Annotated in this window: 11 protein-coding genes and 1 pseudogene; 3 read left to right on the top strand and 9 right to left on the bottom strand. The window is 65.8% G+C overall.

The genetic code is table 11. The features are described from left to right. Positions 1-96 precede the first annotated feature (96 nt). Together M8C13_RS09020 and M8C13_RS09015 are read left to right on the top strand one after the other, a co-directional pair. A complete protein-coding gene (locus M8C13_RS09020; RefSeq protein WP_252480044.1) occupies positions 97-1,143 on the top strand; it encodes a replication-relaxation family protein in 1,047 nt (348 codons plus the stop codon). Continuing rightward, positions 1,140-2,096, top strand: coding sequence for a bifunctional lytic transglycosylase/C40 family peptidase (locus M8C13_RS09015; protein ID WP_252480043.1), 957 nt, complete (start codon positions 1,140-1,142; stop codon positions 2,094-2,096). Before M8C13_RS09020 ends, M8C13_RS09015 begins: the two co-directional genes overlap by 4 nt. Before the next feature lie 261 nt (positions 2,097-2,357). On the opposite strand, the gene M8C13_RS09010 is transcribed toward M8C13_RS09015, so the two are convergent. Both M8C13_RS09010 and M8C13_RS09005 read right to left on the bottom strand, forming a co-directional pair. Continuing rightward, positions 2,358-3,812, bottom strand: a complete 1,455-nt coding sequence (locus tag M8C13_RS09010; RefSeq protein ID WP_374213047.1) for a P-loop NTPase fold protein — start codon at positions 3,810-3,812, stop codon at positions 2,358-2,360. Positions 3,813-3,821: 9 nt separating this feature from the next. Next, positions 3,822-5,256 (bottom strand): annotated as a pseudogene (locus M8C13_RS09005) (Clp protease N-terminal domain-containing protein); the annotation flags it as partial. Positions 5,257-5,945: 689 nt separating this feature from the next. On the opposite strand from M8C13_RS09005, the gene M8C13_RS09000 reads away from it, so the two are divergent. Beyond that, the gene (locus M8C13_RS09000) at positions 5,946-6,953 is read left to right on the top strand and encodes a pentapeptide repeat-containing protein (protein ID WP_252480042.1); all 1,008 of its coding nucleotides are present in this window, start codon (positions 5,946-5,948) and stop codon (positions 6,951-6,953) included. Positions 6,954-6,968: 15 nt separating this feature from the next. Here the strand turns inward: M8C13_RS09000 and M8C13_RS08995 are convergent, their stop codons facing one another. The 7 genes from M8C13_RS08995 to M8C13_RS08965 form a co-directional block, all read right to left on the bottom strand. After that, entirely contained in the window at positions 6,969-7,343 is a 375-nt protein-coding gene (locus tag M8C13_RS08995) for a hypothetical protein (protein WP_252480041.1), read from the bottom strand. An 837-nt stretch (positions 7,344-8,180) separates the two neighbouring features. After that, positions 8,181-9,152, bottom strand: a complete 972-nt coding sequence (locus tag M8C13_RS08990; protein ID WP_252480040.1) for a hypothetical protein — start codon at positions 9,150-9,152, stop codon at positions 8,181-8,183. A gap of 57 nt (positions 9,153-9,209) precedes the next feature. Continuing rightward, the gene (locus M8C13_RS08985; RefSeq protein WP_252480039.1) at positions 9,210-10,232 is read right to left on the bottom strand and encodes a hypothetical protein; all 1,023 of its coding nucleotides are present in this window, start codon (positions 10,230-10,232) and stop codon (positions 9,210-9,212) included. A 69-nt stretch (positions 10,233-10,301) separates the two neighbouring features. Beyond that, positions 10,302-11,264 (bottom strand): hypothetical protein, encoded by a 963-nt coding sequence (locus M8C13_RS08980; RefSeq protein WP_252480038.1) that lies wholly within the window; start codon positions 11,262-11,264, stop codon positions 10,302-10,304. Positions 11,265-11,566: 302 nt separating this feature from the next. Next, the gene (locus tag M8C13_RS08975; protein ID WP_252480037.1) at positions 11,567-12,313 is read right to left on the bottom strand and encodes a hypothetical protein; all 747 of its coding nucleotides are present in this window, start codon (positions 12,311-12,313) and stop codon (positions 11,567-11,569) included. A 75-nt stretch (positions 12,314-12,388) separates the two neighbouring features. Continuing rightward, a complete protein-coding gene (locus M8C13_RS08970; protein WP_252480036.1) occupies positions 12,389-13,147 on the bottom strand; it encodes a hypothetical protein in 759 nt (252 codons plus the stop codon). 508 nt (positions 13,148-13,655) lie between these two features. Next, positions 13,656-16,319 (bottom strand): BTAD domain-containing putative transcriptional regulator, encoded by a 2,664-nt coding sequence (locus M8C13_RS08965; protein ID WP_252480035.1) that lies wholly within the window; start codon positions 16,317-16,319, stop codon positions 13,656-13,658. Between the last annotated feature and the right edge of the window lie 87 nt (positions 16,320-16,406).

The raw sequence follows: 16,406 nt of genomic DNA, 5'->3' as shown, positions 1-16,406 counted from the left end.
TCGGTCTGCCTGGCCAGTATGTACGGCAGTTTCTTCAGGCAGTCCGATGTCGCATCGAATGCGAATCCACTCGTCTAGCTGAAAAGGAGCGTCTCGGTGATCACCAACAGCACCCGGCAACGTCAACTCCGCGGGCACATGCCCCGCCGGCCCTCCCCGCGCGCGGCCTGCTCGGCCGAACACCAAGCCCGCCTGGCCACCCGGTTGACCCCACGCGACCGGTGGCTGGCCTGGATGCTCTGGGAGCACCGGGTGCTGACCAGCCACCAGATCACCGAACTGGCCTGGCCCACCCTCCGCGCGGCCAACCACCGCCTGCAGCGCCTGCACGCCTGGAGTGTGCTCGACCGGTTCCAGCCCTTCGTCACCTCCGGCTCCGCGCCCCACCACTACGTCCTGGGCCCCGCCGGGGCCACTGTCGTGGCCCATCAACACGGCCTCGACCCCAAGACGCTGGGCTACCAGCGCCGCCAAGTCCTCGGGATCTCCTCCTCCCTGACCCTGACCCACCTGCTGGGCGTCAACGGCCTGTTCACCGGGCTCATCGCCGCCAGCCGCGCCACCGGGGCGAGCAGCCGGTTGGTGACCTGGTGGTCAGAGACCCGCTGCGCGAAAGTCTGGGGCGACATCGCGCGCCCCGACGCCTACGCCCGCTGGCGCCACGGCGCAGACGAGGTCGAGTTCTTCCTGGAGTTCGACTGCGGCACCGAGCCGCTGCGCACCCTCGCGGCCAAGCTGCTGACCTACGAGAAGCTGGCCATGGCCACCGGGATCGCCACCCCGGTGCTGTTCTGGCTGCCCACCCTTGCCCGGGAAGCCAGCGCCCGCCGCGCCCTGACCGCGACTCTGGCCGAGCTGGAACGCCCGGACCTCGTGCCGGTGGCCACCAGCACCCACGAGGTGGTGCCCACGCTGGAGAGCCACGTCGGCGGCGCCTGCTGGCTGCCCATCCCGACCGCCACCGCCCCCAATACCAGCCGACCCGGTGAGCGCATGGAACTGGCCGCCCTGCCCACGTGCTGGCCACTCCGGCCGCCGTCTGGAGCCGCTGGGTGTGATCCGGGCGGGGTCGCGGTGGTGGGCGCTCCGGATCCGCATCCGCCGTGGGAAGGCGTGGCCTGGCACAGCCGGCGGCCACGATGAAGCTGCTGCTGGCCATCGGCACCAGCCTGGCCGCGGTCATCACGCTCGTGGCCGCGGCGATCCCGGGAATGCTCACCGCGCTGACCGGCTCCACCGGCGGCACACCCGGCGACGCTGCCCTCGCCGACATCCCCGCCGACTACCTCGCCCTCTACCGCACCGCGGCCACCCAGTGCCCGGGTCTGGACTGGAGCATCCTGGCCGCCATCGGCAAAATCGAGACCGACCACGGCCGCTCACCACTCCCCGGAGTCCACAGTGGACACAACTCCGCTGGGGCGGGCGGGCCGATGCAGTTCCTCCAGCCCACCTTCGACGAAGTCCTGCGCCGCCACCGGCTCCCATCCGGCGGTGCGAACCCGCCCTCGCGCTACAACCCGCACGATGCCATCCACGCCGCCGCGCACTACCTGTGCGACTCCGGCGCCCGCCACGGCAAAGACCTCTACCGCGCGATCTTCACCTACAACCGCGCCGACTGGTACGTCCGCAAGGTCCTCGCCCAAGCCGACCGCTACGCCAAAGCCGACACGGCCGGAACCGCGAGCTGCACCGAGATCCAGGCACCAAGCCCCTCGGCCGAGGCCGCGATCCGCTTCGCCTGCCGCCAACTCGGCCAGCCCTACGTCTGGGGCGGGGACGGGCCCTCCGAGGGCGGGTTCGACTGCTCGGGCCTGACCAGAGCGGCCTACGCATCCGCCGGGATCTCCCTGCCGCGCACCGCCCACACACAGTTCCACGCCGGACCACGTGTAGCCGCCAGCCAGTCGCTCTTGCCGGGGGACCTCATCTTCTACGGCAACCCGCAGACCAAGATCAACCATGTCGGTCTGTACTTGGGCGGCGGAAAGATGATCAATGCGCCGCACGCCGGCGCCGTGGTCCGCATCGATCCCGTCGGCAATTACACCGGCGCGTCCAGGCCGGTAGGTGCCACACCTGACTCGCCATAATGCAGGTTTCCATTATTGACTTCATCTTCCCATTGGGTTTTGCCCGATTTTTTTCTACGGAAATTTGGCGAAATCGACTCACTGCGGCGAGAATTGAGTAGGGTGGTTGCCGAGCGTCAGCTCGAACCGCTTGCGAAGCGTGCGCTGGGTCCGAAGTCCCGCTCGGCGGCATGACAGCACGTTCGTTCAAACCTCTGCGCGTCCGCCATGGCGATACAACGGAACTCTTTCTTGCCCACCAACGATTTGAGGCGAGCGGCGTCACGTGTCAACCGCGGTCTGGGTCGTGGTTGTCTGCGTTACCTCGCGCGATATCCCGGGGAACGAGCCGGTGCTCAGCGGGCGGCTGATCAGTTGTGCGCGTACCGCGAGGCGGGTCTCGAGGTCGCCCAGTTCGCGCAGCAGCGTGGTCAGGGCTTCGTTGGCGGCGAACTCGACGAAGTGGGCGGGAAGTCCCCGCTCTAGGCGCTCCAGCTTTGTGATGAGCTCGCCGCGCAGTCCGGGAGCACGACCTGGGAGCATCATGCCGTGACGCCGAAAAACCCGGCTGGCGGTGGACCACCACGTGTCGCTGCCACCCGGCGGATCGGTTACGCGGGCGCGAATCTCCGCGTAGTCAAGGAATTCCCCGATTGGGTCAGCTCCTGTCTGGGCGCTGACCAGCGAGTCGTAGACGGCCGGATAGAGGTGTTGGATGATAATAACAACGATGAGCCTGCTGCTACCCAGCGGCGGTTTTCGCCAGGCGGGACTCAGTTTCTGTTGCAACACGAAACTGTTGATGATCCGCTTAATCCTTCTTGGGTTGCCCTCCGTGCGCTCCACGAGGATCTTGGTGACGGTCTTGTCCACGAACCCGTCGACTCCCGCCTGCTTGGCATAGCTGTGCACCAAGTGCACCGTGCTCGCCCGGTCCGGGACTGCGATCCGGTAGACGACCTGCACGATCTTCTCAAGGTAGGTTCGGCCTTCGCCTTCGCCACCGCGGGCAGAGGTCGAGACGCCGCGAGCCAGCACGGATAGGTCGCAACCGATGACGAAGATCACGCCAGTCGTCGCGAGGTAGAGTTTCACGGCCTCGCAAATCTGGACCACGACGGTGTCGGAGCAGCGGTCGAGGTCGTCGATGAATACCACCAGGTTGCGGCCGGCTCGTAGTTCGGACTCCTTGGTCCAGTCCTCGAGGATCTCCTGAACCCAGTTCCGCAGTTCGTTGCGTGATTTAGCGTTCACCTCAAGCGTTGTCCACAACTCGTCCGCGAGCCGGGAGATACCGAAGAACCCAGCCGCAACCGAGAACCCGAAGCGGAGGAAGTTGAGGGTGTGGCGACTCTTTGAGAGTTTACGGATCCATCTCCGCAGCAACCGCGCGTCCAGCTTCGCGATTACGGACTTGATAAGCGAGTCGAGCGCGTTCTCACCCTGTACCGTCCACGCGTTGAACGACACCTTCACCATGTCGGGGTTTTCTGGCAACGCGGCCTCGATCTGGCGCAGCAGGCTGCTTTTGCCCGTACCCCACCCGCCGTCGACTGCCATGACGAACGGCGACGAGGTACGGGTTAGGATCGCCGCGATACCCTTAGCGGTCTCGGTCGTGCCAAGGAGATCGCCGACGGCGTCGGTAACAGGCTGATCGTTGAGTAGGTTGTACCCGTTCTCGCCAGAGGGGGCTTCCTGGTAGGTCTCCGCCTCCGGCGACCAGGTGTCACGAATCGTATCGGCGGGAATCCCTGTTTCCTCCGCTACGATCTGGATAATCTCGTCCTCGTCGACCTCCGCGACGCCGAGAGCGCTTTCCTTCCATTGATTCTCGCGTTTCGCTTTCTGGTCTGACAACTGCCTTTCGTCGTCCCGCAGCCGCGCGGCGCCCGCGAAGTCCTGCACGCCCATCAAAACTTCTGTCCGGCGGCGCAAGTCGGCGATCTTCTCATCGAACTCGCGCATGGCCGGCGGTGCGAGCATGCGGCGGGTGCGCGAGCGGGCACCGACCTTATCGAGAAGATCAAGCGCGCTTTCCGGCAGTGGCCGGTCCGAGAAGTACCGGCTGGCCAGGGTAACCGTCGCGACGAGGGCTTGGTCGGTCATCAAGACGCGGTGGTGTGCCTCGTACTGGTCGCGCACACCCTTCAGGATCTCGATGGCGTGCTCGAGCGTCGGCTCGCCGACTAGGATCGGCTGGAAGCTGTGTTCCAGCGTGGGATCCTTCTCGACGTACCGGTGGTACTCGTCGGCTGTGGCCGCACCGATGACCTGCAGTTCGCCGCGGATCAGCATCGGCTTAACTATCGACCGCGCATGCGATAGCAGGATGTCGGCGTCCGTGCCGACAAGGGTGTGGATCTCGTCGACGAACAGGATGACATCACCACGGGTGTGGATCTCATTAAAGGCTTCTCTGATGTCCTCGACCTGCCCTGCGGCCAGTGCACTGAGGTCGAGGGTGCACAGCTGCTTGCCCCTCAGCGTGTCCGGCACCGTCCCCCGGACAATGCACCACGCGAGACCTTCCACCACGTTGGTGGCGCTGATGCCGGGCTCGCTGACGAGCACGGCGTTGTTCTTGGTGCGGCGGGACAGCACCTGCATGACCCGCACGATTTCCTCGTCCCGCCCAATGACGGGGTCGAGCCTGCGCTGCTCCGCGAGTATGGTGAGGTTGCGACCTAACCGATCGAACGCGAGTGGCTGTGCGGGTTCCTCGTTGCTCTCCTCAGGCATTGAGTGCCTCAGCAGCTGAAAGACCCGCTCGCGTTGGCGGTCGGGCTCGGTCCCGAGCCTCGCGAGCACTTGGGTGGCGCCCCCCCTCGCCCTCACACATCAGGGCGAGCAGGATGTGCTCCGTGCCAACGTAGTCGTGGCCGAGCAGCAGCGCCTCACGCAGCGATAGCTCAAGCGCTTTCTTGGCCCGGGGTGTGAAAGGGATGTGCCCACTCGGCGGTGCCTGCTGGCCCTGGCCGCCAATCTCCTCGATTTGCTGACGCACGCGCTCCAGCGCGATCCCCAGCAATTCGGGCACCAGCGCCGCGAGACCGTCACCTTCGCGGATCAAGCCCAGTAGCATGTGCTCAGTGCCGAAGTAGTTGTGGTTCAGCATCCATGCCTCGCCCTCGGCCAGGACACTCACCTGCCTCGCGCCGTCATTGAACTTTTCCAACATCCGCTACTCGATTCCCAGGAGCCTGATGTGCCGTTCGGGTGGCCGGTGAGCAGGGCACGGGCTGCGACGCCAACGTCTGTGGTTGACGTCGCCGGTCCGCCAAGGTCTGTTACTAAGGTGGCGCTAGACCTGTTCGGGGGGCGAGTTTGGTCAGGAACCAGCACGCTCCGCCCGAAGCGCCATCATCCTCGCTGCCAGTGGGCTCCGGGGGCGGTTGGTGCGTCCGGCAACCGCTCCCCGCGTCAGTCTGTCGTGTGGGCAGCTACCGTCTCGAGCTATGCCACGACCGCCACGGCAACGGCGTCCGCCCCAAGGTGCTACCCACGGACGATGGTGGTGTAGCGGAGCGCGGTGGCGTGGCGCATGCCGAAGACTCTCTCGCGTACTCCAGGCTGTCGCACCGAGGCCCGTCGCACGCCTCAACAGCGGTGCGATGACGTCCTGCTACATGCGCCTGGTACCCGTCGACGAGGCCGGCGCGGGCAGCAGCGAGTGCGGTCAGGTAGTGCCGTGCGCAACCATGGGGCGTGCCGGATCCCATGCCCAGAGCCGTTTTGACCTCTAGCTCGACACCCACTCCGCCCCCGTCACGCGAATTGCCGCGGTGGCTGTTCCCGGTCGTCGCCGTCTTCGTGCTCACCCTCGGCGCTGGCGCTGGCCTATTGGTATGGCCTTGGGTCAGTGCGGGGTTGTCTGACGGCAAGGACCTCGCCACCGCACGCCTAAGCCTCACCACCTTCGTGCTCACCGTAGTTGGTGGAGGTATCGGCTTGTTCGCCGTCTATCTGACTGCCCGCCGACAGCGCACCGCCGAACAAGACTTACTTCTGCGTGATCGCGCCCAGGCTCACACCGAGGCCGTGGCTGTGGCCAACCAGGCTCACCAGGACCGCGTTGCCGCAGCCGCCGAGCACGATGCGGCCGAGAAACGAATTACCGAGCTGTTCGCAAAGGCGGTCGACCAGCTTGGTTCCGACAAGGTACCGGTTCGCCTCGGCGGAATCTACGCCCTGGAACGCCTCGCCCAGGCCACCCCGCCGCTGCGCCAAACCGTGGTTGACATGATTTGCGCATATCTGCGACTCGCATATTTCCCGCCGCCTAAACAACAGAGGAGAACACGGGGCAAGAAAGGGTCAATCCGCCACCATAAGTCTGGCAAGTCGAGGTCAGAAAATGTCGACCCAGCGGAGATTGAACGCCACAAACAGGAGCGACAGGTACGGCTAACCGCACAAGAAGTTCTGACCGTCCACCTCCAACCAAACCTTGACAAACACAGAAACCCCACTAGCGACAAGTTCTGGTCAGATATTTCCCTCAACCTTGACGGTGCATATCTAATCAATTTGAACCTGAGCCACTGTAAAGTAAGTAGCCTCAATTGCAACCATGCCATCCTGGCCGGAGAAACTCTATTCAAGGAAATTGATCTAGACTGGGCGTTTATTCAGGCCGCAAGGTTCGTTTATGATGAGGCGCGCGGCACTTTCACCGCCGACTTTCGGGGTGCCAAGTTCAACTGTGCCGCCTACTTTAGCTTCACCACCTTCGCTGGCGAGCCCTGGTTTCACGCGGACATACATTTTCCTGGAGCAAGCTTTCCGGCATATACCTCTTTCCAGGGAGCTCGCTTCGACCAGGGTGCTCGATTTGACGGATCCACATTTGTCGATTCTGCAAATAGGACTGACTGAACGTGCCGGTCTGCCCTATTCCGGAAAGGTGTGGAGTGGCCGCGGCATCCGCGCGGTGGCTGGGGCGATGGTGACCGTGCCGCGTCGGTTGTGGAACCGTCTCTGGCCTGCTTGGCTGAGGAATCCGATGTTGAGCCAGATGCGGATGTCGTGTTGGTCCAGTGGGTTGGTCCAGTCGTAGCGGTCCACGATCGGTGCGATCTTCCTCCACACGATCGCGAGACGCCGTTGCGTGGGCGCGTTCCAGCTGACCAGTCCCTGGGAGCGGGGCTCACCGTGGATGAGGTGGTTCGCGAACTCGCCCAGTTGATCGTCTTTCAAGCCGAAGACCATGATCAACAGGACATCTTCACCGCCGACATAGGCCCACAGGTCGTTTCGCCGAGACATCAACGGGGTGGTGGCGTGTTCGGCGCAGAAGTCGTCGAGGATCCGGGGGGCGAGCTCGGGGAGTTCGAGGTCGCCGGTGGGGACGGCTTGGGGTCCGTAGCATCGGCTTCCGGGAGCAGCCAGACCGGGTCGCCGCTGTCCGGTTCGGGGAGCACCGGGAGAAACCATTGGCCTATAGGGGAAATCCGTGGAGCGTCGCAGGCCCAGAGGTGGATTGTGCCGCCGTCGAAGGTGTAGAGGTGGGTGATGCTGTCGGGTGGCACGTGGTCCAGCCACTCCTGGGCGGCGGGCCAGGTAGGCGGGCAGAGGATCTCATCTCCATCGGCGGCTGCCATCTCGGTGATGTCGTTGGATGCCAACAGCTTTCGCGTCGAGTGCAGATAGTCCTGGACGGTTGTGGCGGTCAGCACGGCTCTGCCGTGGGGCAGTGCCAGAAGATCGGCCGGGGTGGTGCGTTCCCGGCGTACTCCCAACAGCCGCGCCTGGGGGCCGCGGCCAAGGAAGAAGGCCGCGTGTCCCGGAGGTCGTCTCGGCGGGCCTTGCCTCCAGGGGTCCTGCTGGGGTGATCGATAGCTGGGCAGCCGGGCACTTCTGAGTCCACGCATTTAACTCGCTCCATTTTCGTTGTGGCACAACGTTGATCGCGTCATCGGTGCCTGTGCAGGGCGGATGCGTTCAGGGCCGGGTCAGCGCAGGCCGCGGTGCCGCGAGCGCGCTGCTGGTGGAGTCATCCAGTCGGTGCGGCGTCCAGCAAGCCAAGCCGAGCGGCCCTGCGAGACCGGACAACCGCGCCGTGGCCGCGGTGTGTCACCGGGCGGGGTGCGGGGTCCTGGCCGACTATCCAGCGGGTGCTGGTGGGCGGTGGTCCGGGCCGAGGGTGATCGTGCCGCGACGGTGGGCGAAACGCTGCTGTCCGGCGTGGCTGAGGAACCGCACCGCGAACCGGAAGCGGACGTCGTGACTGTCCACCGGGTTGGTCCAGTCGTAGGGTTCGGCGAGTGCCCAGATGGCGGTGGCGATGCGGTGGAGAGTCGGGTCGCCGTCGAAGTTCGCGCTGGTGAGTTTGCTGGAGGGTTCCTCGTCGCCGAGGTGGTCGGCGGCGCAGAGGGTGCCGAGCAGGTGGTCGGGGAGGCCGAATACCCGCATGGCGAGGTGGTGGTCGTCGGTGACGTGCAGCCACAGGTCCTGCGGTGCGGGCAGGTGCTTGGTCTCGCCGTGGCGGCTGGTCGCGTCGGCGAACAGGAGCGGGGCGATCTCGGCGAGTTCGAGTTCGGCGGTCTCGATCGCTTGGGTACCGTAGGTGCGGGCTTCGGGGATCAGCCAGACCGGGTCGCCGGTGTGCTCGGGCAGCAGCAGTGTGTGCCATTGTCCGGGGGTGTGGAACTCGGCGATGTCGCGTACCCAGAGGTGGATCGCGCCGTGGTCGTAGGCGTAGAGATGGGTCGCTCTGGTTGACCGGGGTGGGTATTGCTTCCATCCCAGCGCTGCGCGGCCTGGTGGCGGGCAGAGCGGGTACCGGGTGCGGTCGGTCCGGTGGTCCTCGGTGCTGGCCCTGGTGGCCAGGAGTTGGCCGAGCGCGCGGTGGTAGTCGTGTCCGGTGGGTGATGTGAGCACGGCGCGCCCGCCGGGTCGGTGCACCAACTGTCCGGGTGTGGCTCGGTCGGGGAGTTCGCCCAGCCATCGGGCCGCCGGGCCCCGGCCGAGGAAGAACGCGGCGGAGTCGCCGTAGACGGGTGCGCCGGTGGTGTCGAGGTGGGGCACGGCCGGGGAGGTGTAGTAGGTGTCGAAGGTGTTGCGGAGCCCGTACATGGTCAGCTCGATTCCTCTTGTGTGTCACCGTTGTTCGTCCAGTCCGGTACCGCGAGATCACCGCGCGGGGTGTGCGGGAGTGGACCGATTGTGGTTCGGCGGTTGCTGTTTCGCCGGTGGTGGCACGGCGCGGCGGTGGTGTTCGTCGACGATCGTGACGGTGCCCCGGTAGTTGGCGAGGCGGGTGTTCCCGGTTGCGTTGAGCAGGTGCACCGTCAGGCCTAGGCGGGTGTCGTCGTCCTGGAAGGGGTTGTGCCAGTCGTAGGGCCGGGTCAGCCGGATGATCGCGTCGGTGATGTCGTCCTGGAACTCGTTGTAGAGCGGTTCGGCGCGCAGCAGGCAGGAGTTGGGGATGTGCTCGATGGGGCACGGCCACGGCGGGTTGAGTTCGTCCTCGGGGAGTCCGAAGACGTACACGGTGGTGTGGCCGCGGAGCCGCACGTCGATCCACAGGTCTTGGCACAGTGACAGCACGGGGTCCTCGGTGCGTCTGCGGTGGAAGTCGGTCAGGATCTGGTGGGCGATCTCGGGTAGTTCCAGGTGGGCGGTTTCGGGGACGCGGTTGCCGTAGTCGCGCGCTTCGGGGATCAGCCAGACTGGATCGGGCGAGCCGGGGGCGGGGAGGTCGAGGCTGAACCACTGTCCGGTGTAGTGCTCGTGGTCTTCCCGGTTCCACAGGTGGACCGCGCCGTTGTCGAAGGCGTAGATGTTGACTCCGACCTCGTAGGGTTCGTAGTTCATCCACTTCGAGGCCTTCACACCGCCTGCTGGGCAGCGAAGCTGCTGCGGTACGGCGTCGTGGTCATCGGTGTCGCTGTCGTTCCAGGACAGCAGGGTTTCGACGTGGCGCAGGTAGTCGTGTTCGGTGGTGGCGCTGAGCAGATCGTGGCCGACAGGCAGCCTCAGCAGTTGCCCCGGGGTAGAGCGGGCGCGGCGTTTGCCCAGCAGGCGCGATCCTCGGCCCCGGCCGAGGAAGAACGCGGCGCGGTCACCGAAGTAGGGCTTGCCGTTGTCGTGCAGGCGGGGCCCGTCCTGCGGTGAGAGGTGGTAGTCGTTCCAGAGCAGACGTAGGCCGATCATGGTCCTGGCTCCTTTGCTGTTGCGTGCCTAGGGTTGTCAGTTGGCTTGAGCGGGGCGTGGCGGCGTCGGTCACCGGTGGCGCGCGGGGCCGGTGACGGTTCCGCGTCGGGTGGTGTGGCGGCGTTGTCCGTCCTCGGTGAGGATCCTGATGCTCAGCCCCAGCCGGGTGTCGTTGTCCGGGTCGATCGGGTTGGTCCAGTCGTAGGGGCGCGTGAGGTTGGTCAGAGCTTCTTCGATGTCGTCTTGGAGTTCGTTGTGCCCTGGGCTGGCCCAGTTCTCCCGGGAACCGAACGGCCCACCTTTGCGGTAGGGCGGCAGGTTGAGGTCAGCGTCGGCCAGCCCGAAGACGTACAGGGTGACGCTGAGATCCTCGGCGAGGTCGATCCAGAGGTCTTGGCACAACGACAACGCCGCGTTCTTCTCCCGTTCCCGCCGGAAGTCGGCCATGATCAGGCTGGCGACGCCCTTCATGTCCAGGTCCACAGTGGACTGGATCTTCTCGCCGTAGTCCCGCGCTTCCGGGATCAGCCAGACGGGATCGGCGGATCCCTTCTGGGGCAGTAACAACGATGCCCACTGCCCGTGCGGTTCGAGCTGTATCTCATCGTCGTCGGGATCGTGGGTTGGCGAGACCAGCCACAGGAAGACCTGTCCGTACTCGAAGGCGTAGAGGCAAGTGGGAACCGGAAAATCGGTGTAGTGACGCCATTTCACGGCTCTGTGCCCACCGGGCGGACATCGCAACGGGTCCCCGTCCGCACCCAAGGGCTGGATCGGCTCGGTGACTGGGGTCCGTAGCTTCTTGACCAGGCTGCGGTAAGCGGCGTCGGTGGTCGATGCGAGCAGTTCGCGACCGTAGGGCTGGGTCACCAGCTCGGCTGGGGTGATGGCGCCCTGCCGCCTGCTCAACGCCGTGGCCGTGCGTCCCCTGCCCAGGAAAAAGACCGCGCTGTCGGAGCCGTCAAGGCTGTGATCGGGGTGTTGGCTTGGCGAGCGGTACAGTTCGTTGCGGTGGTTGATGAGCGCACGCATGATCCATCTCCATTTGGTGTTACGCCACAACGGCTTCATCGACTTAGACCGGCACACGGCTCGGCGAACTCGGTGACGTGCCCGGAGTTCTCACCCCGGTGACGTGGACGCACGCCGGCCGATGGCATGAAGCCGGTGTTTCCCCGCAGTCCAGCTGGGGGTTGGCGGGTGTCTTAGCCGAGAGGATTTCCTTCTCGGGCTAGAGAGTCCCGCTGATCGGGCACGCTGACGCTGCGCGGGATCGCCACGGTGAGTGGTGCTTCACCCTTGCCACCTTCGGTGACCGGCGGGTGCCCGTGCGGTCAGCGGGACGGCCAGCCGAGGACGGTCTCGGCGATGTGGGTGATGGCCTCGGCGTGACGAAGGTTGGTGACCGACGTCGCGGTCTGGCACACCCACTCGTTCTCGAACGCGTAGTAGGCCTCGCGCACGGTTTCCTCGGAGCAGCTGTCAAGGTGGGCCTCGGCCTGATCGTCCGGTGCGCGGTCACGGAGATCGCTGGCGACGTCGTACCGCAGCCACTGCTCCCAGGCGGCATCGGCCAGTTCGGTGACGTAGGCGCTGTGGGTTTCGTCGTTGAGCAGCGGGCTCTCGCGCAGCGTTTCGATCTGTTCGACCAGTTGGCGGAGAAGATCGTGATCATCGTCATCGGGCAGTGGCCGCTGGTAGGGAAGAGCGAGGCCTGCGGAGCCGTGACCATCCACGAGGCGGACGAAGGTGCCCTCGCCGAAGGTCTCGATCAGGGAGCGCTGGTTGGCCACATCCAGGTCGCTTCCGCCGTAGTCGGAGTAGGACACGGGCAGCTCGACCAGCTCGATCGCCGAGGGCGCTCCGGCTATGGCGGCCGAGACCTCGGAGTCCTGGAGTATGTCGCCGTGGTTGGGCGGTTCATGGATCAGGTAGGGGTTGGTCTGCAACGGTCGACAGCCAGCGTGGGCCAGTCTGGTGAACAGTTCGATCAGCTCGGTCTGGGCCTCGGCATCGACGTGGCCCGGGTCTTGATCGTCTTGCCTGCGGCGGGCGGCAAGGAGGGTTGCTGGGTGTCCCATGGCGGCCACCTCCATTCGTTGGGGTTCGACGTTCGTGGTGATGATCAGGAGAGCGTGTCGCGGGTTCTCGCTTGCTCACGCGGGTTGGCCGGATGCTCGGGCCTGTCGGTACCGCCGGATGACCTCGGTGGAGTACTCGTCGGCGGGCTCCCACTCCCAGAGGTGGCACCATGCGATCCGGTACAGGCCGTTGGCGTCGGGCTCGATCTCTTGGTCTGAGCCGTCGTCGTAGTTCATGTAGAGCGTGCTGCCGTCCCACTGACCGGTCGAGCAGCCTTCTCCGCACTCTTCGTAGAGTCGGTTGCACCAGTCGATGAGCTTTTCAGCGCCGTACCGGTCGAACGCCGGGTTGAGGAATCCGGAACTGAGGTCCACCAGCGCGGGGAACGAGTTCTTGGGGTCACCGACGGTCATCTTCAAGGCGAACCAGTCCATCGCTGGCTCCTCCTCGTCGTCTTCCTTCGTTGCGCGTTCAGGCGGCGACCCCTGTCGGTATCGCCAGATGACCTCGCTGGAGTAGTCATCGGCGGGCTCCCACTCCCAGGTGCGGTACCACGCAATCCGGTACAACCCATTCTCGTCAGGCTCGATCTCGATCTCCTCGCCTGCCTTCTGCCCGCTTTCCATGTCGGACATGCAAAGGATGTCGCCCTCCCAACGGCCGTACGCCGATCCTCCGCCGAACTCTTCGTACAGCCCGTTGCACCAGTTGACGAGCTTTTCAGCGGCGTACCGGTCGAACGCCGGGTTGAGGTATCCGGAACTGAGGTCGACAAGGGCGGGAACCGAGCTCTCAGGGTTACCGATACGCATATTCAAGACAAACCAGTCCATCACTGACCTCCCCTTCTTCCCTGTACGTCCAGAATACGCTATTCGGCGGCAATCATCAATGAATTCACGCAACGATCTCAAGATTCTTTTCGAACATAAATAGGTCGACAATACCCAGCTCAATGCGCATTCAATACCCACATTCACAAAGGAAGCGCCGGCCACAGGAGCAGGTAAAAGCAAAGAATGGTTGATGCACAATATTTGGGCTTTACTAAATGGCCTAGGGCCGAGCCCAGGAGGCCCCTGAGCCTCGGTCGCCTGACCACAGCACGCCTCCCCGCACACTGTTCAGCTGCCTCTTTCCAGGCCAGTTGGCCCCACCGCGGGCAGCCCCGACGGTCCCGGCGAACTGGCCCTTCGCTTCACATGGGGTCTACCCGTCTAGTAGGTAGAGCCGCAGGCGCACGGAGTGGAAGAGTGATCGGTAGAGGAATCGGCGCGTCGCGATTGCCTCTTCTCTGTCGTGGCGGCGGCCGCGGCCGGACCCGCCACTTCGTCGACCCAGTCATGGCTTGTCAGAAATTCTTGTATGACGCTCCCCTGCCGCAGCCGAAGCGGCTTTCCAGGGAATCCTCGTCGGGCCTGATCGGCCCGGTTCGACGAGGAGGGTTTCAGCGAGAGCGAGCGTCTCGGTTTGTGGCTTCTCATCAATCTGACGCAGCGTTCGGTCCAGCAGGTCCAGTGTACGGGCAACAGCCTCTCTTTGCCCTAGTTCGGCCTGGGATCGCATGATGTCCCGGTAGATGCTCTCGTTATACACATCGATTTCTCGCATCTTTTCCAGCATCGCCAGAACTTCGCGAGGGTGGAGCGGATTGCAGTCGTGCACAAACGCTCCGAGGGCGTCGAGGAGGTCGCGGCGTATCCGTTCCCGGTGGGGCGCAATCCACAAAGCGGTGAGGTCCTCGGCCAACGGGCCTGTATAGAGCGACACGGCACGGCGCACGGCGGTGGCGGGGTCGGCGGCAGTGCGTGCGTGAAGCAAGGCGGCGTGGAGTTCGTGGTGATCGACGGTGATGAGTTCGTGGTTGAGGCGGTAGCGGCCGGTGGCGTGCTCAATGACTTCGTCGGCGAGTTCAGTAGCGGAGGTCAGCACGCGGCGGAGGCGGGAGACCGTGGTGTGAAAGGAGTTGAAAGGCCGGGGTGGCCGCGAGTCTGGCCAGAGGGCTTCATTGATGGCCTCGCGCCGGGCACCGTCGGGGTGCAAGGCGAGGTAGAGCAGGAACTCGTGGTGCTTTCTGGTGAGGCTGCGTGTCAGGTCGCTGACGGTGCTCTCACGGGTCAGGGTGAGGCGCACGGGTCCCAGTACGCCTAGCGCCAGAGGCGTGGACCGCGGGGACGGTTCGGGGCCATGGCCGGTGAGGGCGTGGTCTGCGGACTGGGCTGTCTCGGCTCGCGGCCGTGGCGGCAGTGGCTCATCCGGGCGATCCACACAGGCGGCGCCCCTGCCACCGGCGGGGCGGTGGAGACCTCGGCCGGTTTCGACGGCGACCGCCGGTGGTGGGGCGGTCGGCGACGGTGGGGTGGCCATGGTCAGCAGGTCGAGCAGATCGGTGGTGTCGGTGGCGGGCAGGGTGAACAGCCTGGTGTCCAGGAGGTTGGTTCCCAGGCCGGGGCTGGCCGCGCCGATCGTGCCGTCGGCGCGGATGCGGATGGTGGTGCCGGCTGGCCACTGGCCGAGCAACAGGCCGGTGATTCCCAAGGACTTCCCGTTGTCCAGGACGGCTTGGAGCCGTTGCTCACGGCCCGGGACAGGTGCGGCCAGCAGCACCATGGTGGTCGGAGTGGGCCTGTCATTGGGGTGGTCGAGGTGATGGTGGGCGCGGGTGAGGAGTTCGGCTTCGATGGCGTTGAGCGCGATGTCCAGATCGGGGACGAGGGTCACCGCGGCGGGCAGGCCACTTAGTGCGGTGCTCTCCAGGATCCTGGCCAGATCCTCCTCGGGTGCGATGAGGTGGATGCCGGGTCGCTGCGCCACGGGGGTGCGGGTGATCAGGGCGAGCAGGAGGGCTCGGGCGGCACCGGCGGCGCCGGGGCCGATGAGGCCAAGGCCGTGGGTCGCGGCCAGATCGAGCAGACGTGGCCGCCCGTCGCGCACGCCGACCTCCAGTTCGCTGGAGGGCGCCTCGTCGGTGCGCGGTTCGAGCGGTGAAGTGTGTGGGGACCGGTGGTCTTGGGCATGGTGCAGGGCTCGGACGATGGGGGCCGGGGGGCGCAGGTCGGAGCGGTCGGCGCTGCCGATGCGGTAGCGGCGCCGACGGCGCAAGGCGAGGGTGGCCAGGGTGGTGGTGATCGCGGTGGCCAGCCCGAGGCCGAGGAAGGCTCCGCCGGGCAGGTCGAATCCGGAGCTGGCCTCGTGGCGCTGGTCGGTGTGCTCGCCAGGCGCGGGCGGCGCACGAAGGGTCGGTTGAGGTGGGCTGGTGTGTTGTGGTGTGGCCGGGGCGGGACGGTCGGGAGGGGGCTCGGCTGCCGGTGGCGCCGCGGGTCTCGTGCTGGGGGCGGGCCGGTGGGCGATGAGGTGCCAGCCGGGCCGGATCTGGTTCGGGTGCTGCAGGGCCCGGCCGTCGGCTTGCAGGATGCCCTGGTTGAGCGCGAACAGCTCGGGCCAGCGGTGGCCTTGGCCGCGGCCCCAGACTCGCTCGGCGACCCGCCACAGGCTGTCGTAGATGCCATGTTCGGGTATCCGCACCGTCTCGGTGACCACCTCCATTCCCCGCGGTGGGGGCACAAGCCGTGTGTCCAGCGGCGAATGCGCCCCAGGCTGTGCTCCGACGAGGCTGGCGGCGGCGCGTTTCAGCTCGTGGGCGGTCGAGGATGCCGTCTTCCCACCAACGACCATGATCGGGACAGCTCCGGCTGCCTGGGTCGCGCGGTGGGTCAGGTAGGTCATGATCAGGCTTCCCACCACTCCGGCGGCCACCCTGGCCAGCGGGCCTCTGGCGCGGCCACTGCCGAGGCGCAGCATGGTGAGGGCGGAGCGCCCGAGCTCGAGGAGAAAGAGCCCCCAGGCGAGCCACGTGGCGCAGGCCAGCACGTCCAGAATCCTGCTGGCCGTGAGGGGGTTGTTGATCAGCATGATGAGCTCGACGCGGGTGGGCAGCTGATCAGGCAGTGGCCAGCCGACGTAGCGCACCAGCGCCCAGGGCAACCCGACGATGAGAGCGAGCAATGCCGCGGTGGCTAATACGCTGCGCAGGATCCGGCAGGTAAGGCGGAGGCCAGGGAGGGGACCTCGGGCTCGGTGTCCGCTGTTCAT

Source organism: Crossiella sp. SN42 (assembly GCF_023897065.1).
Classification (GTDB): Bacteria; Actinomycetota; Actinomycetes; order Mycobacteriales; family Pseudonocardiaceae; genus Crossiella.
This window is presented reverse-complemented; position numbering and strand designations above follow the sequence as displayed.